The sequence below is a fragment of the Acinetobacter sp. 22512 genome (assembly GCF_052044755.1).
In the GTDB taxonomy this organism is placed as follows: Bacteria; Pseudomonadota; Gammaproteobacteria; order Pseudomonadales; family Moraxellaceae; genus Acinetobacter; species Acinetobacter pittii.
This window is the reverse complement of record NZ_JBQENP010000005.1, coordinates 226,195-249,379: the sequence shown is the minus strand read 5'-3', so window position 1 is coordinate 249,379 and position 23,185 is coordinate 226,195. Positions and strand designations below refer to the sequence as shown.

The 23,185-nt window shown below is 38.3% G+C and carries 24 protein-coding genes; 11 read left to right on the top strand and 13 right to left on the bottom strand.

Annotated features, from left to right (window positions below; translation table 11 throughout):
• Positions 1-2: 2 nt before the first annotated feature.
• The 3 genes from sdhA to sdhC are packed head-to-tail and all read right to left on the bottom strand — an operon-like array spanning position 3 to position 2,617.
• Positions 3-1,838: a succinate dehydrogenase flavoprotein subunit gene (sdhA, locus tag ACTJJG_RS08140; RefSeq protein WP_002116225.1), complete on the bottom strand. Its 1,836-nt coding sequence runs from the start codon at positions 1,836-1,838 to the stop codon at positions 3-5.
• Positions 1,839-1,850: 12 nt separating this feature from the next.
• Positions 1,851-2,216 carry a succinate dehydrogenase, hydrophobic membrane anchor protein gene (sdhD, locus tag ACTJJG_RS08135; protein WP_000833672.1) on the bottom strand — a complete coding sequence of 122 codons (366 nt, stop codon included), beginning with the start codon at positions 2,214-2,216 and terminating at the stop codon, positions 1,851-1,853.
• Positions 2,216-2,617: a succinate dehydrogenase, cytochrome b556 subunit gene (gene sdhC, locus ACTJJG_RS08130; RefSeq protein ID WP_075384165.1), complete on the bottom strand. Its 402-nt coding sequence runs from the start codon at positions 2,615-2,617 to the stop codon at positions 2,216-2,218. Before sdhC ends, sdhD begins: the two co-directional genes overlap by 1 nt.
• Positions 2,618-3,091: 474 nt before the next feature.
• Here sdhC and ACTJJG_RS08125 point away from each other — a divergent pair, with 474 nt between their 5' ends.
• Both ACTJJG_RS08125 and gltA read left to right on the top strand, forming a co-directional pair.
• Positions 3,092-3,217 carry a hypothetical protein gene (locus ACTJJG_RS08125; RefSeq protein WP_014207478.1) on the top strand — a complete coding sequence of 42 codons (126 nt, stop codon included), beginning with the start codon at positions 3,092-3,094 and terminating at the stop codon, positions 3,215-3,217.
• A 343-nt stretch (positions 3,218-3,560) separates the two neighbouring features.
• Entirely contained in the window at positions 3,561-4,835 is a 1,275-nt protein-coding gene (gene gltA, locus ACTJJG_RS08120) for a citrate synthase (RefSeq protein ID WP_002116327.1), read from the top strand.
• A 74-nt stretch (positions 4,836-4,909) separates the two neighbouring features.
• Here the strand turns inward: gltA and ACTJJG_RS08115 are convergent, their stop codons facing one another.
• Complete coding sequence (locus ACTJJG_RS08115; RefSeq protein WP_005064555.1) at positions 4,910-5,395, bottom strand: DUF1289 domain-containing protein; 486 nt, start codon at positions 5,393-5,395, stop codon at positions 4,910-4,912.
• A gap of 111 nt (positions 5,396-5,506) precedes the next feature.
• Between ACTJJG_RS08115 and trhO the strand changes: the two genes are divergently transcribed.
• Positions 5,507-6,439: an oxygen-dependent tRNA uridine(34) hydroxylase TrhO gene (gene trhO, locus ACTJJG_RS08110; RefSeq protein WP_057062687.1), complete on the top strand. Its 933-nt coding sequence runs from the start codon at positions 5,507-5,509 to the stop codon at positions 6,437-6,439.
• Positions 6,440-6,562: 123 nt separating this feature from the next.
• Here trhO and ACTJJG_RS08105 read toward each other — a convergent pair whose 3' ends face one another.
• On the bottom strand, positions 6,563-7,087 hold the full coding sequence (locus ACTJJG_RS08105; RefSeq protein WP_002116105.1) for a YecA/YgfB family protein: 525 nt from the start codon (positions 7,085-7,087) through the stop codon (positions 6,563-6,565).
• Positions 7,088-7,161: 74 nt separating this feature from the next.
• Positions 7,162-7,368 (bottom strand): PA3496 family putative envelope integrity protein, encoded by a 207-nt coding sequence (locus ACTJJG_RS08100; RefSeq protein ID WP_002116495.1) that lies wholly within the window; start codon positions 7,366-7,368, stop codon positions 7,162-7,164.
• A 358-nt stretch (positions 7,369-7,726) separates the two neighbouring features.
• Between ACTJJG_RS08100 and rpoD the strand changes: the two genes are divergently transcribed.
• The 6 genes from rpoD to ACTJJG_RS08070 all read left to right on the top strand — a co-directional run bounded on the left by rpoD (position 7,727) and on the right by ACTJJG_RS08070 (position 14,307).
• Entirely contained in the window at positions 7,727-9,613 is a 1,887-nt protein-coding gene (rpoD, locus tag ACTJJG_RS08095; RefSeq protein WP_002116414.1) for an RNA polymerase sigma factor RpoD, read from the top strand.
• A gap of 97 nt (positions 9,614-9,710) precedes the next feature.
• Positions 9,711-9,998 (top strand): YbeD family protein, encoded by a 288-nt coding sequence (locus ACTJJG_RS08090; protein WP_002116017.1) that lies wholly within the window; start codon positions 9,711-9,713, stop codon positions 9,996-9,998.
• 203 nt (positions 9,999-10,201) lie between these two features.
• Positions 10,202-10,855 (top strand): lipoyl(octanoyl) transferase LipB, encoded by a 654-nt coding sequence (gene lipB / locus ACTJJG_RS08085; RefSeq protein WP_005064548.1) that lies wholly within the window; start codon positions 10,202-10,204, stop codon positions 10,853-10,855.
• 81 nt (positions 10,856-10,936) lie between these two features.
• Positions 10,937-11,470: a hypothetical protein gene (locus ACTJJG_RS08080; protein ID WP_005072911.1), complete on the top strand. Its 534-nt coding sequence runs from the start codon at positions 10,937-10,939 to the stop codon at positions 11,468-11,470.
• A 1-nt stretch (position 11,471) separates the two neighbouring features.
• A complete protein-coding gene (locus tag ACTJJG_RS08075; protein ID WP_069119176.1) occupies positions 11,472-12,656 on the top strand; it encodes an iron-containing alcohol dehydrogenase in 1,185 nt (394 codons plus the stop codon).
• Positions 12,657-12,921: 265 nt separating this feature from the next.
• Positions 12,922-14,307: an APC family permease gene (locus tag ACTJJG_RS08070; RefSeq protein ID WP_014207482.1), complete on the top strand. Its 1,386-nt coding sequence runs from the start codon at positions 12,922-12,924 to the stop codon at positions 14,305-14,307.
• A gap of 45 nt (positions 14,308-14,352) precedes the next feature.
• Here ACTJJG_RS08070 and ACTJJG_RS08065 read toward each other — a convergent pair whose 3' ends face one another.
• Entirely contained in the window at positions 14,353-14,913 is a 561-nt protein-coding gene (locus ACTJJG_RS08065; RefSeq protein WP_032056629.1) for a flavodoxin family protein, read from the bottom strand.
• Between the two features lie 117 nt (positions 14,914-15,030).
• Here ACTJJG_RS08065 and ACTJJG_RS08060 point away from each other — a divergent pair, with 117 nt between their 5' ends.
• A complete protein-coding gene (locus ACTJJG_RS08060) occupies positions 15,031-15,411 on the top strand; it encodes a winged helix-turn-helix transcriptional regulator (RefSeq protein WP_002116344.1) in 381 nt (126 codons plus the stop codon).
• Between the two features lie 43 nt (positions 15,412-15,454).
• Here the strand turns inward: ACTJJG_RS08060 and ACTJJG_RS08055 are convergent, their stop codons facing one another.
• The 3 genes from ACTJJG_RS08055 to ACTJJG_RS08045 form a co-directional block, all read right to left on the bottom strand.
• On the bottom strand, positions 15,455-16,087 hold the full coding sequence (locus ACTJJG_RS08055; RefSeq protein WP_080777160.1) for a hypothetical protein: 633 nt from the start codon (positions 16,085-16,087) through the stop codon (positions 15,455-15,457).
• 16 nt (positions 16,088-16,103) lie between these two features.
• A complete protein-coding gene (locus tag ACTJJG_RS08050; protein WP_032056631.1) occupies positions 16,104-16,913 on the bottom strand; it encodes a DUF6502 family protein in 810 nt (269 codons plus the stop codon).
• A gap of 84 nt (positions 16,914-16,997) precedes the next feature.
• Positions 16,998-18,188 (bottom strand): cupin-like domain-containing protein, encoded by a 1,191-nt coding sequence (locus tag ACTJJG_RS08045; RefSeq protein ID WP_069119178.1) that lies wholly within the window; start codon positions 18,186-18,188, stop codon positions 16,998-17,000.
• 101 nt (positions 18,189-18,289) lie between these two features.
• On the opposite strand from ACTJJG_RS08045, the gene ACTJJG_RS08040 reads away from it, so the two are divergent.
• Entirely contained in the window at positions 18,290-19,801 is a 1,512-nt protein-coding gene (locus ACTJJG_RS08040) for a PT dipeptide repeat lipoprotein (RefSeq protein WP_394899810.1), read from the top strand.
• A 61-nt stretch (positions 19,802-19,862) separates the two neighbouring features.
• On the opposite strand, the gene ACTJJG_RS08035 is transcribed toward ACTJJG_RS08040, so the two are convergent.
• The 3 genes from ACTJJG_RS08035 to serS form a co-directional block, all read right to left on the bottom strand.
• On the bottom strand, positions 19,863-20,336 hold the full coding sequence (locus ACTJJG_RS08035) for a tRNA (cytidine(34)-2'-O)-methyltransferase (RefSeq protein ID WP_069119180.1): 474 nt from the start codon (positions 20,334-20,336) through the stop codon (positions 19,863-19,865).
• 43 nt (positions 20,337-20,379) lie between these two features.
• Positions 20,380-21,753, bottom strand: a complete 1,374-nt coding sequence (gene cysG / locus ACTJJG_RS08030; RefSeq protein WP_206224171.1) for a siroheme synthase CysG — start codon at positions 21,751-21,753, stop codon at positions 20,380-20,382.
• A gap of 67 nt (positions 21,754-21,820) precedes the next feature.
• Positions 21,821-23,092 (bottom strand): serine--tRNA ligase, encoded by a 1,272-nt coding sequence (serS, locus tag ACTJJG_RS08025; RefSeq protein WP_005072887.1) that lies wholly within the window; start codon positions 23,090-23,092, stop codon positions 21,821-21,823.
• Positions 23,093-23,185 lie beyond the last annotated feature (93 nt).

Here is a 23,185-nt window from a genome sequence, read left to right as displayed (position 1 = left end):
GATTAGAATGTACGTGGTGCTGGTGGAATTGCATCAACAGTCAACGGCTTGAAGCGCACAGGCTTATATTCCAAACGATTGTCTGATGAATACCATAAAGTATGCTTCATCCACTCATCATCACGGCGACCGTATGAATAAGTTGGGTGATCAGCTGGCAATTCATAATCAACTACAGTATGCGCACCACGACACTCTTTACGCGCAGCAGCTGAAATTAATGTAGCTTTTGCAACTTCATATAAGTTTTCAACTTCAAGCGCTTCAACACGTGCAGTGTTAAATACTTTAGATTTATCTTTCAAGTGAATGTTGCGCACACGTGGTTCAAGAGCAAGAATCTCTTTAACACCTTTATCAAGCAAAGCTTGAGTACGGAATACACCAGCGTGGTCTTGAACGATATCACGAATCGCATCAGCAACTTCTTGTGCATTTTCACCAGAAGTTGATTCATCCAACTTACGTACGCGATCTAAAGTTTGCTCTAATACGTTTGTTGGAAGTGGCGCATATTCATCACCATGATGCTTAGTTACGTAGTCGATAATGTGCTCACCAGCAGCTTTACCAAATACAACCAAGTCAAGAAGTGAGTTAGTACCTAAACGGTTTGCACCATGTACTGATACACAAGAACATTCACCAATTGCATAGAAACCTTTTACAGGTTTAGTGTAGTTATCTGTACCTGCTTCAGGTAAGCACACTTGACCATGCATATTTGTAGGAATACCGCCCATTTGATAATGGATTGTTGGTACTACAGGAATTGGTTCTTTAGTAATGTCAACGTTCGCGAATTTTTTACCAATCTCAAATACAGATGGTAAACGCTTCATGATTGTGTCAGCGCCCAAGTGAGTCATATCTAGTAAGATATAATCACCTTTTGGACCACAACCACGACCCTCTTTAATTTCTTGGTCCATAGAACGTGATACGAAGTCACGTGGAGCCAAGTCTTTTAAAGTTGGTGCGTAACGTTCCATGAACGGTTCGCCGTCTTTGTTACGAAGGATTGCACCTTCACCACGACAACCTTCAGTTAACAATACGCCTGCGCCCGCAACACCCGTAGGGTGGAATTGCCAGAATTCCATATCTTGTAATGGAATACCAGCACGAGCAGCCATACCAAGACCGTCACCAGTATTGATATAAGCATTTGTTGATGCACGGTAAACACGACCAGCACCACCGGTCGCAAACAATGTCGCTTTTGCTTGGAATACTGCGATATTACCAGTTTCTTGGTCAATCGCTGTTACACCAAGAACATCACCTGCTTCGTTACGGATCAAATCAAGCGCGATCCATTCAACGAAGAACTGAGTACCCATTTTCACGTTGCTTTGATAAAGCGTGTGCAATAATGCGTGACCAGTACGGTCAGCAGCAGCACAAGCACGTGGAACTGGTTTATCACCATAGTTCGCAGAGTGACCACCGAACGGACGCTGGTAAATTGTACCATCAGCGTTACGGTCAAACGGCATACCCATGTGTTCAAGTTCATACACAACTTTTGGTGCTTCACGACACATAAATTCAATTGCGTCTTGGTCACCTAACCAGTCAGAACCTTTTACCGTATCGTAAAAGTGGAAATGCCAGTTATCTTCTTGCATGTTACCTAACGACGCACCGATACCGCCCTGAGCAGCAACTGTATGTGAACGTGTTGGGAAAACTTTAGTAAGTACTGCAACTTTCAAACCTGCTTGAGCAAGTTGGTAAGAAGCACGCATACCAGAACCACCACCACCAACGATAACTGCATCGAAAGTGAGGTTTTGAATATTTGAATAATCTTCTTTAGGGGTTATCGCGCCCATGATATCTTCCTATCAATTCGCCCAGAAAATCTGGATACCCCAGATTGCGTACACAAACACTGCAATAATGACAGCCGTCGTCAGTACAAGGCGTAAACCTTTCGCTGAAGGACCCATTTGACGAGTAGTGACATAGTCAGTGAAAACTTGCCACATACCAATCCATGCGTGTGCGATAAGCGATAAAATTGCCAATAAAGAAAAAATCTTCATTGGTAATGTCATCATGAAGCCAGCCCACTGTTGATAGTCAAATCCACCTTTGCAGAGAATCCAACCAAAAAGAACAACAGTATAAGCTGCTAATACAACCGCACTTACACGCTGGATAAACCAATCACGAGAACCTGAACCAGTTAAACCTGTAGCACTTTTCATTAGAACATAATCCATACAAAGGCTGCGATAATGGCTACCACAGATAAGATCAATGAAATTGTCGCTGCAATACGACCACTTTGCAGTTCTTCAGCAAAACCTAAATCTGCAAGTAAGTGCTTAACTCCAGCAATAAAGTGGAATATTAAGCCGGCTGCAAATACCCAAACAACAAAACGTACAAGGATATTTCCAAAAACGACATTTTTAACGTAGTCAAATCCTTCTGGTGAAGATAATGATTTATCTAGAATCCATAAGAGAACTGGTACTAATAAGAAAACGATGACACCTGATAAACGGTGTAAAATTGATGCAATAGCCACGGGTGAGCGTAAATTTACCGCTAACACCTGACCCATGGACAAATTGACAGGTCTGTTGCTTTTCACAGCGGGCATCCTGTAGGTAGAAACTCCGACCGGAGTTTGTTGAATTAATTCCAAGGAAAGCTGGCATTGTTAGGCAAGCACAGCTCATGCCTAACCTATAAACGACACTGAATTATAAAACGCGAAGTATCAAAATACAAACAATCCACTTTGCCATTTCAGCAAAAAACCATTAAATAAGAATCATTCAAAACAATATTACATTATTAGGTCAATAAAAAAACTATACCTACATACATCATATCCTTGTTTAAAATAACTTTTTATTTAATTTCATTTTTTCTGAAATTTCTTTTAAATAAGCCGATTTTAGACTAAAGATAAAGTTATAAATTCCTCATATCAATAGAAAAATGATCGCAATACTCTCCTATTTTCAATGTAAGCCACATTTCAAATAAGTGAACAGACTTATATTTCAGATAGATATTAAGCGATCTATACTAATTTTTCGAAAGTGAATTTCATTAAAAAACAGTTCTTATGATTTTAAAGTCGTCTGATGAGCTATTTTTTATACAATTAAACTTAAAAAAAGAACAATATTCTTTGTTACAACTAAATAAAAATACCATTTTTTTTGAGTATAAATTTGAAATTACACCATGAGTTTTATGATTTTTTTAAGCAGATTGGCATTTTCTACCGCCTTATTATTCTAAATTGCAATTTATAAATTTGCTTACAATTGTACTCATCCTTCATTTTTTTTCTGCACGTTCTTGTTGAATTGACTTATTATACCATCCCGATGCAGTGATTTTACTGACTTTTTTGCTCGGGTCTTGATGACTAACTCTCTGTGGGAACGTCATTTTTTATCCATAAGTATAATTGACAAAATTTCAGTACTCACTAATCTTATAGCAAATTTTGACACCGTCTGATTCGCACATGAGAACATTAGGATTTCGAGTCAGATCAACATTCACCAGGACAGGAGATCTATTGAATGTCTGAAGCAAATGGCAAAAAAGCCGTATTACATCTTGATGGCAAAGAAATTGGATTACCAATCTACAGTGGCACTTTAGGTCCAGATGTAATTGATGTCAGCAGCATACTGAAAGAAGGTCATTTTACTTTCGATCCTGGTTTTATGGCGACAGCCGCATGCGAATCTAAAATTACTTTCATTGATGGTGACAAAGGTATTTTATTACACCGCGGCTACCCAATTGATCAGTTAGCAACTCAAGCAGACTACCTTGAAACTTGTTATTTATTATTAAATGGCGAGCTCCCAACTGCTGAACAGAAAGTTGAGTTTGATACGAAAGTACGTGCTCACACTATGGTTCACGATCAAGTTAGCCGTTTCTTCAATGGTTTCCGTCGTGATGCTCACCCAATGGCAATCATGGTTGGTGTTGTAGGTGCATTATCTGCGTTTTATCACAACAACCTAGATATTGAAGACATCAACCACCGTGAAATCACTGCAATTCGCTTAATTGCAAAAATTCCAACGCTTGCTGCTTGGAGTTACAAATACACAGTAGGCCAACCATTCATCTATCCACGTAACGATTTAAGTTATGCGGAAAACTTCTTACACATGATGTTTGCTACTCCTGCTGACCGTGATTACAAAGTTAATCCTGTTCTTGCTCGCGCAATGGATCGTATTTTCACGCTTCATGCTGACCATGAGCAAAATGCTTCTACATCTACAGTACGTCTTGCTGGTTCTACTGGTGCAAACCCGTATGCATGTATCTCTGCTGGTATCTCTGCACTTTGGGGACCTGCTCACGGTGGTGCAAACGAAGCAGTTCTTAAGATGCTTGATGAAATCGGTAGCGTTGAAAACGTTGCAGAGTTCATGGAAAAAGTTAAACGCAAAGAAGTTAAGCTTATGGGCTTCGGTCACCGCGTTTACAAAAACTTCGACCCACGCGCTAAAGTAATGAAGCAAACTTGTGACGAAGTTCTTGAAGCTTTAGGTATCAACGATCCTCAATTAGCACTTGCTATGGAACTTGAGCGTATCGCATTGAACGACCCGTACTTCGTTGAGCGTAAACTTTACCCTAACGTAGACTTCTACTCAGGTATCATCCTTAAAGCGATTGGTATCCCAACAGAAATGTTTACTGTAATCTTCGCTCTTGCTCGTACAGTTGGTTGGATCAGCCACTGGTTAGAAATGCACAGCGGCCCTTACAAAATCGGTCGTCCTCGTCAGCTTTATACTGGTGAAACTCAACGCGACATCAAACGTTAATATTCGAAAGAAAATTAATGAAAAAAAGCTGCCAAAAGGCAGCTTTTTTATTTACGTCTTTTTCTACTCTAGACTTATTCTTCTTCATACATAGTTAACAAGTGATGGCTAATTCCATCTGCTCGCAACCAAGCCAACTCATAGCTCGCTTTAGCCAACGCTAAAACACGTCGTTCAAACTCAACCCATATCGTTTTGACTTGAGACTCCGAAATACCCAAACCACTCTCATGTGCTAGATGTTTATTCTTTTCACATATTTTTAAGGCATGGTAAAGCTTACGGCCCTGGCTCGCCCCTTCCATTAACCGAACACGCTTACTTAAAATAAAGCCCTCAACATGCTGTAAGTCTGCATGAGGCAGCATCGGTACTAAGATTTGATTCAATTGATCATCTAAACGCTTCCATACAGCTAAACGCTGCTCTGCCGTATAAGTGTTCCATTGAATCACCTCGTGGTTAAAACGGCGACAACCACGACAAACCTGATCACCAAAAACTGTTGAACAACGCCCTGCACATGGGGTGAGAGAGAGCGTTCGATGATCATTACTCAAAACAAACTCCTTAAATAAACCATATACTTTTTATGGTTTTCTCGCTTATTACAAATTTTCGCGCTAAAATATGCGCCTTAAATTTCTATCTTAATACATTTGGAGTTTTCCATGAACGCTACTGTAGAACAGCTTGCACCTGTAGAACAGCAAGCGACCGCAGGTTGGGTTGTTGCAGCACTATATCAATTTAAAGAAGTTCAAGATCCTGCCGATCTTCAACAACGTTTATTAGACCTAGTGAAAACAATTAACCTCTGTGGAACTCTGATTGTAGCAGGTGAAGGAATTAATGGTACTGTTGCTGGTGATCGCGTAGCAATTGATACACTACATCAGTTTTTGCTCAATGAAGGCTTTGGTGCTATGGAATACAAAGAATCCCATAGTTCTGATAAACCTTTCCGCAAAATGAAAATTAAACTTAAAGAAGAAATTGTGACTTTAGGTGTTGAGGTTAAACCTCGTGACTTAGTCGGTCACTACCTTGATCCTAAAGAGTGGAATGATTTAATCGCACGTGATGATGTAATTTTAATCGACACACGTAATGATTACGAATATAAAGCGGGTACATTTAAGGGTGCAATTGATCCTAAAACAGAAACATTCCGTGAGTTTCCAGAATACGTTAAGAAAGAATTAGAGCAATATAAAGACAAAAAAATTGCGATGTTCTGTACTGGTGGTATTCGCTGTGAAAAATCAACTTCTTTACTTCTTCAAGAAGGATTTAAAGAGGTTTACCATCTTAAAGGCGGTATCCTTAAGTACCTAGAAGAAACCCCTGCTGATGAAAGCTTATGGGAAGGCGAATGCTTCGTATTTGACGGACGTACTGCCGTAACTCATGGTGTAGAGGAAGGCGTGAATATTAAATGTCATGCTTGCGGTTGGCCTTTAACTCCTGAAGAGTCTGCTCTACCAAGTTACGAACACGGTGTTTCTTGCGTTTATTGCATCGACAAAACCACTGAAAAGCAAAAAGCTGGTTTCCGTATGCGCCAGTCACAAATTGCTGCTGCAAAGCGTAAACGCCTATAAAACTATAATATAGTTTTTAAAGGGCATTTAGATTTCTAACTGCCCTTTTTTATTTATACCACTAATTTTTTTACAATAAAAAACGCCCTAGAAAGGACGTTATTTATTATTTCTTCTAATAAGTTAATTTGGCGTATGATACATCAAGTATAATTCATTCAAATTATCTGGGATTTCTTCTGCCAGTTCATCCATTAACTGTCCATTACGACGGAAAGATTCCATCTGTGGATCTTCTTCATCAATTCCACTAAATACCATCATTGGTAAAGTTAAATCAATTAATTGTTCCTCATATTCAGGTGCAAACCATGCATCTTCATTTAAGAACATCGCATCAACAAATCCAACACTCCAGTCGCCTAAGCTAGACTCAACATCAGCTTCTTCAATTTCAAACGGAAATTCAATTCCATTTTCATTTGCTAAGTCTTGTCGAATTGATTCTAACCACGCTTTGATCTGCTGAATAATTTCGGCAGGAACTTTCTTATGGTTATTATCGAATAATTCATCTAACCAACGATCAAACTGAGGGCCTACTGCAATTGCACACAGAAAACCATGAGTTGCAGCGAAATCCAGACCATACTCATTGTGGTCTCCATCTAGATATTCACTTAATTGGTCTAAATCTAACGCACTCATTGTGTTACCTGACTATAAAAAAGAAATCTACGATAGCATAGCATCTAAGCTGACGATGCCCTATTCAGATTTGATTAGTCTTCATCATCAAGATCATCATCGTCTAAATCGTAATCAAAATCTTTTAACTCACGCTCTAAACGGCGTTGAGCCAATAGATCATCAATTAATCTACGTTTTTCTAATGATTCTTTCGCAGTGATTTTGCCTGATGACTCATCAAAACCGACATCATCATCATCACCGTAGTTATCATCTAATTCAAAATCTGTAGAAGACACTAAAACTACCTCTAATGAAAAAATGTGAATGGGTCTAGCCGCTATTTATCTTGGTTATTAAATCGTGTCAAGTTTTATTTATATTTTTTTCATTAAACCGCATATTTGTACTTTTTTTCGCCCAAAAAATTGTGTATTTATAAAGCTGAACTATTTTTTTGATCAAAAAAAAATTCTATGATTTTTTCGATGATTTAAGCTTGAAAAAAATGATTTTATCCCAATATTCAAAAAACAGACGTGAATTCAAAGATATTTTTTATTTAACGGTTACTGATCAAAGCCAAAACATTTCAAGCAAATTGTGCTATCATGCACGGTTTTTCACTGCCACAGATTCAACAAAGAGTAAGCAAAGATGAGCGATATGCATTCCCCTACTTCTCAAGTAGCGGCTCTGATTAGCCGAGGCAAAGAACAAGGTTACTTAACTTACGCTGAGGTTAACGATCATCTGCCGGACTCGATTACTGAAAGCGAACAGATTGAAGACATTATTCAAATGCTTCAAGACGTTGGTATTCCTGTACACGAGCGTGCACCTGAATCTGACGATACCATGTTCGGTGAGTCGGCTGACGCAACTGATGAGGTTGCTGAAGAAGAAGCTGCTGCCGTACTTGCATCGGTTGAAAATGAACCTGGACGTACGACAGACCCTGTACGTATGTACATGCGTGAAATGGGTACAGTTGAACTGTTAACCCGTGAAGGTGAAATCAGCATTGCCAAACGTATTGAAGAAGGTATCCGTGATGTCCTTAATTCAATTGCTTACTGGCCAAATGCTGTTGAAGTTGTATTAAAAGAATATAATGATTTTTTAACTGGCGAACGCCGTCTTGCCGATATTTTATCAGGCTACCTCGATCCTGAAACTGATGAAGATATTCCAGAAGTTTTAGAAGAAGTTGAAGAGCTTGAAGAAGAAGATGAATCATCTTCAAAATCAACGAAAGAAGTTAAGCTTGATGATGACGATGAAGAAGAAGAGTCTGAAGGTGATGATGACTCTGAAGGCGATTCAGGTCCAGACCCTGAGGTTGCAAAAGTTCGTTTTACTGAACTAGAAGCTGCTTGGGCTAAAACAAAAGCTGTTGTTGAAAAACATGGTCGTAACAGTCCAGAGGCTGAAGAAGCTTTAGAAGCTTTAGCTACTGTGTTCATGATGTTTAAATTTACACCACGTTTATTTGACATCATCTCTGAAATGATTCGTGGTACACATGAGCAAATTCGTGCCAATGAACGTGAAATCATGCGTTATGCAGTACGTCGTGGCCGTATGGACCGTACTCAATTCCGTACATCTTTCCCTAAACAAGAATCTAATCCAGCTTGGTTAGATGAACAAATTGCTAAAGCACCTGCTGAAATCAAGGCGCATTTAGAAAAAGTTCGTCCAGATGTTTTAGCATTCCAACAAAAGATTGCAGATATTGAGAAAGAGCTTAGTTTAAGCGTTGCTGAAATTAAAGATATCTCGAAACGTATGGCGATTGGCGAAGCGAAAGCACGTCGCGCTAAGAAAGAAATGGTGGAAGCCAACCTCCGTTTGGTAATTTCAATTGCGAAAAAATATACCAACCGTGGTTTACAGTTCCTTGACTTGATTCAAGAAGGGAACATTGGTTTGATGAAAGCCGTAGACAAGTTTGAATACCGTCGTGGTTATAAATTCTCGACTTATGCAACTTGGTGGATTCGTCAGGCGATTACTCGTTCGATTGCCGATCAGGCTCGTACAATCCGTATTCCAGTACACATGATTGAAACGATTAACAAGATCAACCGTGTATCTCGTCAATTGTTACAAGAAATGGGCCGTGAACCAACACCTGAAGAATTAGGTGAACGTTTAGAAATGGATGAAGTTAAGGTTCGTAAAGTACTTAAAATTGCTAAAGAACCGATTTCGATGGAAACACCTATTGGTGATGATGAAGATTCACATCTTGGGGATTTCATTGAAGATCAAAACATCACTTCTCCAATTGATGCTGCGACTTCAGAAGGCTTAAAAGAAGCAACTCGTGAAGTATTGGAAAACTTAACTGAACGTGAAGCAAAAGTATTGAAGATGCGTTTTGGTATTGATATGCCAACCGATCACACACTTGAAGAAGTAGGTAAACAATTTGACGTAACACGTGAACGTATCCGTCAGATTGAAGCGAAAGCATTGCGTAAATTACGTCACCCTTCTCGTTCTGAACATTTACGTTCTTTCTTGGAAAATGACTAAGTTTTGAAAGCTTGAAATTTCAAAACCAAGCCCCATTTAATAGAAAGAGCTATAAACGCCTGCGATAATGCAGGCGTTTCAAATCATGAGGTAACTTATGTTAGACCGCACTCCATCTCGCGAACTACAAGAACATCTTTGGGTATTTCCGATGGATTATCCAATTAAGCTTATTGGCGATGCGGGTGAAGAATTACGTGTTGCTGTAGTCGATATTTTGGTAAAACATTTTCCAGACTTCGACCACTCAACATTAAAAGTTCAAGAATCTCGCACCGGCAAGTATCATTCTTTAACAGCACAATTGCGCTTTGAAGAATTAGAACAAGTTCATGCACTCTATGCTGACTTGGCTGCTTGTCCGCAGATTAGAACTGCGCTTTAATTTTAAGTTCTTCAATCAATACCACAGTCAGGCATTCTTACTGTGGTATTTTTTTGGAAATTTTAAAAACCTCCCTACCACGAAAAACCTTACAAATATTTAGAATTCCTTTTATAAAATCCTTTAAAATTACAAGGTTTTCGGCTTTTATCTAGTAGATATTAACTGGGCGCCGCATAAACTAATTATAGGAAGAGATTGTGATGAGCCTTGATAAACCTAACTTAATCATTCGGCAATGGAACGATTTACAAGATTATCAAAGCAAGTTTGAAACCATGAAACTCTTAACAAATGAGCGAGATCAAGATACGCCTGATGAGTTATGGTTACTTCAACATCATAATGTTTTAACTCAAGGTCAAGCTGGTAAACCTGAACACATCCTAATTTCATCAGATATTCCTGTAGTGCAAACTGACCGTGGTGGACAAGTGACTTGGCATGGACCCGGTCAACTTGTGGCTTACTTCATGTTTGATCTTAATCGTCTAAAATGGAACGTACGAACATTGGTCAGTTTTGCTGAACAATTCATGATAGATGTTTTAAAAAAATACGGAATTGAAGCGTATGCTAAGCCTGATGCTCCAGGAGTATATGTCGATGGCCGTAAGATTGGTTCCTTAGGCTTTAAAATTCGTCGTGGCCGTAGCTATCATGGATTAGCATTAAACTTGGACTGTGCTTTAGATGGGTTCCAAACTATTAATCCTTGCGGTTACGCAGGCTTAGAAATGGTGCGTATACAAGATTTGGTGACTCCTTATCCATCATTCACTCAACTTTGCCAAGACTTTATTGAGTATATTAAGAACACGGGGTACTTTAATGACCCAGAAGTCAAAACCGAATAAATCGCTTTGCGATGAAATAAAAATAGATTAGAGTAATTACTCTAAATTTGCTTTTGCATAATTTTAACAAGGGATACGCGAGTGATTTCGACAAAAGCTGTAAAGCCTACTCTGCAACTTGCCTACGTTAAGCTCATGATGGATGTTGTTGGTCGTGGCTTAGTCATGGCAAGTCAAGTGGACACTGAAATACAAGAGGAAGTATCTAAATTTCCTGTTCACTTTGTACTTTCAATGAATGTTTTCCCAAATGGACCAGCATTTTTTGCTCGAGTCACAGAAGACAAACAGTTAGAGCTACTCAAAAGAGCTGAAAGAAAGCCAGACTTAACTATTACATTCAAACATGTAACTCATGCCTTTTTAGTATTTTCTTTTCAAGAAAGTACTGCCCAAGCATTTGCTAATGACCGAATGATTGCTGATGGTGATGTATCTGCTGCCATTCGCTTAGTACGCTGTCTAAATAAAATGGAATCTCTCATTTTACCTAAATTGGTTGCGTCTCTTGCAGTCAAAGAATACCCAACCGAACTCACCCTAAAAGAAAAATTCAACGAAGCTGCAAATATTTACTTAAAAGTAGCTAAGTCCTATTTCAAGCGGAGCGCATAACATGGCTAAACCATATTACGAATTCTTTTGTCCTGTAAAAGTCATTGCCGGTAATGCTGCGTTAGAACATATTCCGTTTGAACTTTCGACTCTAGGTGCAAAACGTCCGCTCATCATTACAGATAAAGGTGTGCGCGCAAATGCCCTACTCAACCCGATTGAAGCTGCGTTCAGTACGACTGATGCTGTCATTGGTCATGTGTTTGATGATGTTCCACCAGACTCAAGTTTAGAAGTCGTTCGTCTTGCCGCAGAAGCTTATCGCAAGAATAAATGCGATGCGATTATTGCTGTAGGTGGTGGTTCAGTTATCGATACTTCTAAAGCAACTAACATTTTAGTATCTGAAGGTGGAGATGACTTACTTCAATATTCTGGTGCACACAACCTACCAAAACCATTAAAACCATTTTTCGTAATTCCGACTACATCAGGTACGGGATCTGAAGTGACTATGGTTGCCGTGGTTTCAGATACGCAAAAGAATGTTAAATTGGCATTTGCCTCTTATTACTTAATGCCACATGCAGCGATTTTAGATCCGCGCATGACACTTACATTGCCACCTCATTTAACTGCAATGACAGGTATGGATGCCTTAACACATTGTGTTGAAGCCTATACATGTATGGCTGCCAATCCACTTAGCGATGCTTATGCAAGTGCTGGAATTAAAAAGATTAGTGAAAACCTATTTAATGTCCTAGAAAACCCAAATGACTCACAAGGTCGTTTAGAACTAGCACAAGCCTCTACAATGGCAGGTATTGCATTCTCAAACTCAATGGTAGGCCTTGTACATTCCTTAGGTCATGCTTTAGGTGCTGTTGCTCACCTGCCCCACGGTTTATGCATGAATTTATTCTTACCGTATGTGCTTGAATATAATAAGCAGGTAAATGGCCAGAAAATTGGTGAATTACTATTGCCGTTAGCTGGTGCTGATATCTATGCACAAACTCCAGCAACTCAACGTGCAGACAGAGCGATTGCAACAATTTTAGCAATGCGTGATCGTTTATTTACTTTAACCAAGTTACCACGTACTTTACGTGAAACTGGCAAAGTAACGGAAGCACAGCTCGATGAAGTTGCAGAAAAAGCACTAAATGACGGCTCAATTATTTACAACCCTAAAGAAGCAAGCCTAAAAGATATCCGAGAGATCTTACAAAAGGCATGGTAATTCGATAGGTTAAACTCGAGACTTAAATATAAAGACCTGATTTTTATATAAAATCAGGTCTTTTTTATCACTGTGAATTTTTATTCATCTTTTTATTTGGAAATATGGCAAAAAATTTGCTAAAAAATCGATGAAAGTACTGACAATTTGCATCAATTTAGGATAGATTGGCGCACTTTATCTTTTTCTGTAGGGGGGATCGTTCGTCTCAAACGATCCTTAACACCAAGCTGATCCTTGATCAACGATTATGAGGATAACGCCGTTGACAAATTTATCTGGGACTAAACCAACAGCTAAACTTCAAAAGAATCTTGTGCTTTGGCACATTATTATTATTGGTTTAGCTTATATTCAGCCATTAACGTTATTCGATACTTTTGGTTTAGTATCAGAGCGAAGTGGCGGTCATGTACCAACTTCCTACATCTTTGCATTAGTCGCAATCTTATTAACATCGATCAGTTATGGACATATGATTAAGCGCTACCCTTCTTCTGGGTCAGCTTATACGTATGCTCAAAAATCAATTCACCCTAATGTTGGTTTTATGGTGGGTTGGTCTTCTTGGTTAGACTATTTACTGTCACCGCTTGTTAATATTATTTTGGCAGATATTTATCTAAGAGCTCTTTTTCCAGAGGTAAATAACTGGTTATGGGTGATTGGTTTAACCACCCTAATGACTGTTATTAACTTATTTGGTGCACGATTTGTCGCACGCTTTAACAGTACAATCGTTATTATTCAGCTTGGCGTAATTTTTTATTTCGTTTATCAGGTATACATTTTACTCACTCAAGGTGTATATGCAGATGGAACTTTAAATCCAGATAAAGCTGCCTTGTGGTCATTAACTCCTTTTTGGAACGACATGACATCCGTAAGTGCTTTAATTGCTGGTGCAACTGTACTCTGCTTCTCTTTCACAGGGTTTGATGCCTTATCTTCTCTTGCTGAAGAAACAAAAGATGCAGAGAAAACGCTTCCAAAAGCTATTTTTACGACAGCATTACTTGCAGGTATTATTTTCATTGTAAGTACTTACTTCATCCAATTATATTTCCCTAGTAACCCAAATACTTATTTTAATCCTCTCGATGAATCACAGCCTGTAATGGTTGCTGCGATTGGTAGTATTGCATTTAAAACTTTGGTTTTATATTTTGCTGTAGTTGCTGTTATGGCATCAGGTATTTCTGCTCATGCAGGTGTATCTCGTTTAATGTATGTAATGGGACGTGACGGCGTAATCAATAAGAAATTATTTGGTCACATTAGTCCAAAATTGCATACTCCAACTTACAACATTCTTATTGTGGGTGTAGTTGCTTTATCTGCTGGTTTCTTAGATCTTGAGCATATTGTCAACTTGATTAGTTTTGGTGCTTTAACCGCTTTTAGTTTTGTTAACTTCTCTGTTATTTCTCGCTATGCATTAAGAGATGGCAAGAATAAAACGTTTAAAGACATCATCAATTATATTGTTATACCAACACTTGGTTTTGCCAGTGTGTTCATGATGTGGCTTGAGATTGATAAGCTTGCCTTACAAATTGGCTTAGCTTGGGCCGTTATTGGTGTAGGTTATTTGGCCTACAAAACCAAAGGCTTTAAATATAATGCTCCGCAGCATAATGAACATGAATAATAAAAAAGGCGCTTAAAGCGCCTTTTTTATGGTCAAATTGTCAAATTAACCAAAAATTTTGTTCACAATCTTTTGTACACGTTGAGCATAAAGCTTCGCTGTTTCAAGGTCGCCAGTAGGAACTTCCTCTACACTCGCATCAGAAGGTGATTGAACCAAAAGCCCAACTGAACCGCCTAAGTTATTTATATCTTCGCGTGTTGCATCTTTTGTATTCGCTGGTAATAAACCAAGGCTCACCCAAATTCCACCATGCTGCGAAGCTAAAGTTTGTAATTGAATAAGAGTAACCTGCTTATCTCCATTTAAGCTCGCGCTGTTTGTAAAACCTGCAAATACTTTATCTTGCCAACCACGTGTAAACCAAACTTTCGAAGTTGCATCAGCAAACTTTTTAAACTGCCATGGTGCTGTGCCCATATAAGTCGGAGCACCAAAAACAATCCCCTTCGCATCATTTAATGTCTGCCAATCTTGATCAGTAATATTACCTTCTTGATCAATTTGGATGAGCTGAGCATTAATTTCGTTTGCAAACGTTTCAGCCACGACTTTAGTGTGGCCATAACCAGAGAAATATACAACCGCGATATTAGAGTTAGACATGGGAGCAAACCTTTGTTTTATTAAATTCTACTTTATGATATATTTTAGAAACTAGGTGTCAATTAGTTACTAACTGGTAACTATGGTAATTTTTTAAGAAATTAGCAGGTAAAAAGTATGAATGAATGTCTAAAATATAATGTTTTTCAACAACATTGCCCTGCTCGTTTATTTTTTGAAAAAATTGCAGATAAATGGGTTTTATTGATTTTAAATGTGCTTGAAGAGGAAACTCAGCACTTCAATTTGCTCAAAAAGAATATACAAGGCATCTCTCCTAAAGTCTTATCACAAAAACTAAAGATGCTAGAAAGAGATGGTTTTATTGAGCGTAAAATTCAGAATACGTCTCCTATTCGTGTTGATTACTCACTCACTTCTCTGGGGCAAAATGTCGCTTCAATGGCGTTCCAATTAAAAGAATGGGCTGAAACCAATATTGAACAGGTTTTAGCAGCCCAAATGACTTATGACGAAAAAGTGCTAGAGCAAGCTTAACTCATACTTCCTCTAAAATTTTATCGCTCATGAATGGTTCAACTTAATTAATTTTAATCGGTTCAGGTGGTGCACTTATTTTAAATTGGATAGTTAAAGGTTCACATTGTTTTAACTCTTGATCACTCTTCAAATAAGTGCTTTCTAGACCATATTTCCAAGTACCATTCATGACGTCAAATGCTGGATAATTGACAATAAAAGTTTTGGTTTCACCTGGCAGATATTCGTAAGTTTGAGTCTCTTTACACTCATTTTCTGGATAAGAGCGCTTCATGTTTCCAAGTAAATAGAGTTCTAAAGGTACATAACATGCAGGTTGTTTTTCTTGTATTTTCTCTAATCCCTTATTAGTTTGAGTAATCTGCAAAGCCAGAGTACCGTTTAGAGTTAACTGCTGTGCATATTTAAAAACAGTTTCTTTTTCTATGGGTTCACGCGTTACATTATTGAGAAACTGTAATTTGCGATGCAAGCCATTACAGTCATCTTCAACGGGTGCAGGCAACCAAATTTCATTATCTTTTGAGTCGCCTTTCTCACCATCGGCCGGTGTTTCAAAATCACCCGGTTTACCAGGTTTAGTCGGATATCCTGATCCCCCTAAACTTGCACCACCTGCGAATAAATCCTCTCCACAAGCGGTTAAAAGACCACTTGTCAAAATGAAGCTCATGGATATTATTAATTTTTTATAAGTTGTTTTCGTCATATTGATAAGCTCCGAAACGGAAAGTTTTAGTTGCACCCTCTTTTCCTTCATCTAGTGCACAACGTTCAATAGCTAATTTAAGTACTTGTAGCGATAAATCTTCCCATAAGCGCAAACTTGCTTCTTTGAGTAAAGTAATCGATTCATCTGTTAGTTCATCAGCAAAAATTGCTTGTTCTAAATAGGGTTCTTTTTCTGGCTGAAATAAATTATGAACTCCTGCAGCCAAATGTGCCTCTAAGTTATTTGCTAATAATTTTCGAACCTCGAATTGCTCAACATCAGGCATAAAACTACGCTGCTGCAACACCACAAGGCCATTTTCTTCTTTCACAATATTTAGGCGTTCGAGTTCATTCAAAATAGATCTTGGATGCTTTTCAGTTGAGACTTTCTTTACTAAATTTTCAAAACAAATTTGATCATTACTTACAAATGGAATTTTTTCTGCCAATCCCTCTGCAAGCCACAAACCAATCACCCGAGCAGGAACACTTACTGGCTCTGCTACTTTTGCTTCTGTTAAAGGCTGCCCAGCCTGCATCGCCTTTTTAAATGCATTCACATCTTTGCGATGTAACCCTGAAAGTAAACTGACCGCTGAATCAGTTGGCTTTTGCTCTATACGCTCTAGCTCAGTTAAAGCTTGTTGATAGAAAACAGGTTTTAAAGCAGTTACAAAGTCGTTATATCCAACTCCCGAACGAATTAACCATTGAGTCAGGTATTCCATTAACATTAATACCTGCTTTTGATTAAGTTCTGCATTGTTCGTTTGGAGTGTGGTCATAGGGTAACAATTTTCCTTCATATTTGAAAACAGTATGGGCCGAGCAATTGTCACACTGAACGGTTTAAGATGCAATTTTCATTCTTAGACCTCTTTGGGAAACCGATCAATATAATGATTTGGTGCATTAAAATGGGTAAAAGAAATACTGATTGAGACATCCAAACTTTCTACGCTATGCCACCAACCAATCGGGATGAATAGAGCTTCCCCTGCATTCAAAATACATTCAACAGGAGTAATTGATTTTGCTAAAGGATATTTTTCAAAATCAATTTTATTTGTATCACTCAACTCACTAAATACCCAATGATCGTTATATAGATGAGGAACTTGCAATGCAGGAATTAAAGTTACTTTTTTGCTTCCATAAATTTGAACTAACATATTATTCGTTAAATCATGATGTAAGGGCGTAAATGTTCCTTTAGGTCCAAACCATAAAAAACTACGGTCATCCTTTAAAGCCAAATCACAGTAACCATCTGCAAAATCCTCTATATCTGAAAATAATTCTTGAAGCATCTGATGACTATTTGATGCATTATTTGCAGTCATATAAAAATCGTTACTAGCATCAACTGACATAACTTTTGATACAAACTCTGACATCTTCATTTTCTGCTTTAATGATGGAGAATGTCTTTCAAACTGTTCATCTAAATTTCTATTCATCTGAACTTCAACTAAATGATGACCAAATTTAGAAGCAAAATATTGCGGAGACCATTTGTGCAAAGCTGGCCAATGTTCTATTCCTTTTTTTAAAATCACAGGGCGATGTTGACTATAGTAATCCTTTATAAAACTAGAGAACCGTGGAGCAGTAATTGAAGGAATTTCTTTACTATAGTCAGAGTTTAGCTGTGCTAATTGATCTACAGTTTCTATTAACCATTCACGTTTTTTAAGTTGATGATGCTTTTTCTTCAAAATTTTATATAACTTATTATTTTCTAAATTATTTAAATATTCTTTTACTTTTAAACCATCATGCCCCTGCTCTATTAATATTTTTATAATTTTCGCAGACGTTATCTCATTTAAAACTTGTTCAATTATCCACTCTTGATCATGATCCAATAAAGTCTGAAATTTCAAATCATTCATTTCAAACTTTGGTTCAAATCCATTTGCTTTTAATACATCGACTAAATGTTCAACTCTACACCCTTTTTCTAAGTTTTCTTCAAGCCAGTTTTTCCACTCTAATGGCAAATGGTCAAACCATTTTTGGCTTTGTTCGAATATTTCAATTTGATTATAAGCTGCCATGTTGAACCTTTTTTCAAATTTGATCTTTACAACTGCATTATAATTGATCTATTTTAAAAATGTTAAATTTTCACATTTTTAATAAAAAAAGGGTTCATGTGATGAATAACATACTAAAAGGAAGCAGCATTGCTTTGATTTTTATAGCTTTAAGTGGTTGCGGCTCTGATGATAACGATTCGGAACCGACACCAACACCAACACCAACACCAACACCAACACCAACACCAACACCAACACCAACAAGTGTAGCGGATCGCTTTGTTGGAAGTTGGTTAGCAGGCAAAGGAGGTTGTATTAACGGCTCTGCTCTAAAAATGAATGTCATTAAGGTTTCTGATAACAGCGTGCGATTTGCCAGTGAAACAGTACGTTATGAGAATGAATCGAACTGTACAGGTAACATTGTTGCAAGTTACCGCCAAGCTGAAGATTTTAGTCTGGTTTCAAATATTGGAGCACCTCAGACAGTACAAACCTCAAGCTATAACAAAGTAGATTGGCAGCTTGTAGTAGCAGGAAAGCTAACGCAGAAACAGCCAGCTATTCTAGGCTTTAAAAATGCAAACCAATTCTGTCTAGTTCCTACAGATGAACCAAATGCGATACATAATTATTTGCAGCAAGCAAACTTTGATCTCACAAATACGTGCTTCACAAAAACAACCCCACCAGCAAGCATGCAAAAGCCAACTCAAGTATTGGCAACAGCAAGTTTTAGACTAGGAGATAATAAGGAATCTTGGGCAGACGTATTAAGTCAACTTAATGATCAAGGACGTCAAGGCTACGCTCTTCTCACGCCATCTGTAAGATTAGATAATCCGGATGGAAGCTTTGCGCTGTATAAAAATTTATATGTTAAAAACAATAAATCCACTGACACATACACCTATAAAACAGTTGATGTTAAAACTAATTCGGTAGCAAACCGTTATTTACTATGGGTGAATGAGTTAAATAAACAAGGTAGCTTAGGCTATATATATAAGCTTTCATTTGGCGAGGTTACATCTGATACAGATAAATATTTATTTGTGAAAAATGATAAGAAACCTGCAACCTATTCGTATTCTAATCGCTTCTTAACCAACACTTCTCGCACAAGTATTCTAAATGCCTTCAATGAACTTGGTGCACAAGGTTGTAAGCTAATTTACGCAAACTCAGAATTCACTAATAATGGCACAACGAATGGAACCTTCTATGTACCTACTTGCGTAAATAGCAGTACCCATAACGGAACCTATGCATATCGTTATTTTGAAGTTCCACAACATATTCCTTTCAACAAGGATGATGCAATTAAACTTGAAAAACTTCTTAAAGAACAGGCAGCTGAAGGTTACAGATTAGTCGACGCGAACAATAACCTAGGCTTCTTTAATATTGATGGTTATCTATTTGAGCGCGACAGTGAAAATACAGGACCTATTGAATATAAAGTATTTATTGAAGATGCTGCATCCGAAACAGATGAGCCTTATATCTTTGAAAATCGGATTCAAGACCAAGGTACATTAGGCTGGTTCTTTGCAGTTCGACTTGGATCGGTCTATACTAACTCACCAACAAATTATGATTTAGCAAGTGGTGTTGTTTTCCCTAAATAAGACATCTAAAAAACAAATAAGGCCACAACTGTGGCCTTATTTTTATTTAAAAATTATTAACTTATCCTAAGTTTTTAAAACCCTGCTGACGCCATGCTTCATAAACAATCACAGCCGTTGCATTAGATAAATTTAAACTTCTTGAGTTTTCCGCCATCGGCAAACGAATCCACTGTTCTTGTGGGAACATCAAGCGAACATGCTCAGGCAAACCGCGTGTTTCTGGTCCCATCAGTAAAACCACAGGTCGATTCAAATCAACTGTATGCGGAGTTGCAGAACCTTTAGTGGTGAGTGGAAAAACATGCTCAACCCCTTTAGCTTTCAGGTCAGCAAGGCAAAGTTCTATGTTGTCCCAAATTTGCATACGTGCCCATTCATGATAATCAAGGCCTGCTCGTTTGAGCTTTTTATCATCTAATTCAAAACCTAAAGGCTTGACCAAATGTAACTGTGCACCAGTATTAGCACATAAACGAATGATATTGCCTGTATTGGCAGGAATTTCAGGCTCGTATAGGACAACATGAATCACAAATTTTCTCGACTTTAATAACCAGCAATAAACTCAAATGAACTTATTGCCATTTTAACTGTTCACGTAAATTCACCACTTCACCAATAATGGTTAAAGTCGGTGCTACGATATGATGTTCAGACACTTTTGTTGCGATATCAGCTAATGTTCCAACTACAACTTTCTGGTCTGGTGTGGTTCCCTTAGAGATTAAAGCTACCGGCATATCAGCACGTTGGCCATGAGCAATAAGTTGCTCACAAATGCGTTCTAAACCAACTAGCCCCATATATAAAACCAAAGTTTGATTTTCATAAACCAACTCATTCCAAGGAAGTTCAGGTGAACCTTCCTTTAAATGCCCAGTCAAGAAACGAACACTTTGTGCATAATCACGATGTGTTAATGGGATGCCCGCATAAGCTGAACAGCCTGATGCTGCTGTTATGCCTGGTACAACTTGGAAAGTGACATTCGCCTCAACGAGCTCTTGAATTTCTTCACCACCACGCCCAAAGATAAACGGATCACCACCTTTTAGACGACAAACACGCTTTCCTTTTTGAGCATATTCAACCAGTAAAGCATTGATGCCATCTTGGGGAACAGAGTGATTCGAACGCGCTTTACCCACATAAATTTTGGTCGCATCACGACGGCAAAGTTCTAAAATGGGTGCAGAAACAAGACGATCATAAATCACAACATCAGCTTGCTGCATAAGACGTAATGCTTTTAGTGTCAGTAACTCTGGATCACCCGGCCCAGCGCCTACCAAATAAACTTCACCTTTAGGTGCAGTCCATTCTGTTAAGGCTTGCTGAATCAAACCATTTGCAACTTCTAAATTGTCATTGAAAACTTGTTCTTTCAATGGGCTAGCATAGAGGTTTTCCCAAAAAATCCGACGCTCATCTGGATTGGGAATTTTTTCTTTTACCTTCTTACGCCACTGACCAGAAAACTCAGCCAACTTACCCATGCCATGCGGAACAATTGTTTCTATTTGAGTACGAAGTTGTCTTGATAAAACTGGTGATGCACCATTTGAAGCGACAGAAATAATTAACGGAGAACGATCAATAATAGCTGGAACCATAAAGCGACAATGTGGAATATCATCAACACTATTGACCAATAAATTACGCGCTTCACATTGTTCAAAAACAGCTTTATTCACTTGCGCATCATTAGTTGCAGCAATCACTAATCGATATGGTGTATTTAATATTTTTTCAGCAAAGGACTCGGCAAAATACTCTCCGCCTGTCGTTTTGACTAACTGTAAAAGCTGCTCTTCAATTGCGGGAGCAATAATATCGATTACTGCTCCCGCCTTGGCTAAAAGGTTTGCTTTGCGCAATGCAATATGCCCACCACCCACAATCAGACAATGTTGCTGTTGCAACTTTAAAGAGATTGGAAAAATATCCACCTTAAACCTCTACATTAATCATCTGATTTGGGTTAAGCAAAAACCGTGCACAATTTAGATGCAAAGCTTAGTCAATAAACGTTGCACCACCCATATATGGGCGTAATACTTCTGGAATCTCGATAGAACCGTCTTCACGTTGGTAATTTTCCATTACAGCAAGCAAAGTACGTCCAACTGCCAGACCTGAACCATTTAGTGTGTGCACCAATTCGGTCTTCTTTTGATCCATTCTGTAGCGCGCCTTCATGCGGCGTGCCTGAAAATCACCCATATTAGAGCAGCTAGAGATTTCACGATAAGTATTTTGGCTTGGAACCCAAACTTCTAAGTCGTAAGTCTTAGTTGCACCAAAGCCCATGTCACCACCACAAAGCAAAATCTTGCGGTATGGCAAACCTAGTGCCTGCAAAATGCCCTCAGCATGTGCAGTAAGCTCTTCAAGTGCTTGCATAGATGTTTCAGGTTTAACGATTTGCACCATCTCAACTTTATCAAATTGATGCTGACGAATTAAACCACGGGTATCACGACCATAAGAACCAGCTTCACTACGGAAACATGGCGTATGCGCTGCATATTTTAAAGGCAAACGTTCGGTATCAATAATCTCATCACGAACGAAGTTAGTAACTGGAACTTCTGCTGTAGGGATGAGGTAATATTCTTTTTCACCTTGAAGTTTGAATAAATCTTCTTCAAATTTTGGCAACTGACCAGTACCACGAAGTGAATCAGCATTGACCAAATAAGGCACGTAAGCTTCTGTATAGCCATTCTTTAAAGTATGGGTATCAAGCATAAACTGCGTTAATGCACGTTGTAGGCGTGCTAAAGAACCTTTCAGTACGCTAAAACGTGAACCAGTCAATTTAGTAGCAGTTTCAAACTCTAAACCACCCATCCACTCACCTAAGTCAGTATGGTCTTTGATTTCAAAATCAAACTGACGAGGCGTACCCCATTTTGAGATTTCAACGTTATCATCTTCATCTTTACCAGCAGGAACAGACTCATCTGGTAAGTTAGGAATACTCAACGCTTTTTGTTCAATCTCGTTTTGTAACTCTGACAAAGCAACTTCAGCAGCTTTAATTTCGTCGCCAATGGCTTGCATACGCGCCATGATTTCAGAAGCATCACCACCGGATTTTTTAATCTGACCCACTTGTTTTGCACCGGCATTACGTTCTGCCTGCAATTTTTCAGTTTTTGATTGCAAATCTTTACGGCGAGTTTCTAAAGAAGCCCATTCTTGAACATCCAATTGAACACCGCGTTTTGCCAAAGCCGCATTAACGGCTTCAATATTATTTCTGAGTAACTTAGGGTCGATCATAATCAATCATAATATGGGTAAAAAACTGGCTATAGTGTAAGGCCTTAACACTAAAAAATATAGTGATCATCTTCATAACGAATAGCTTTCACA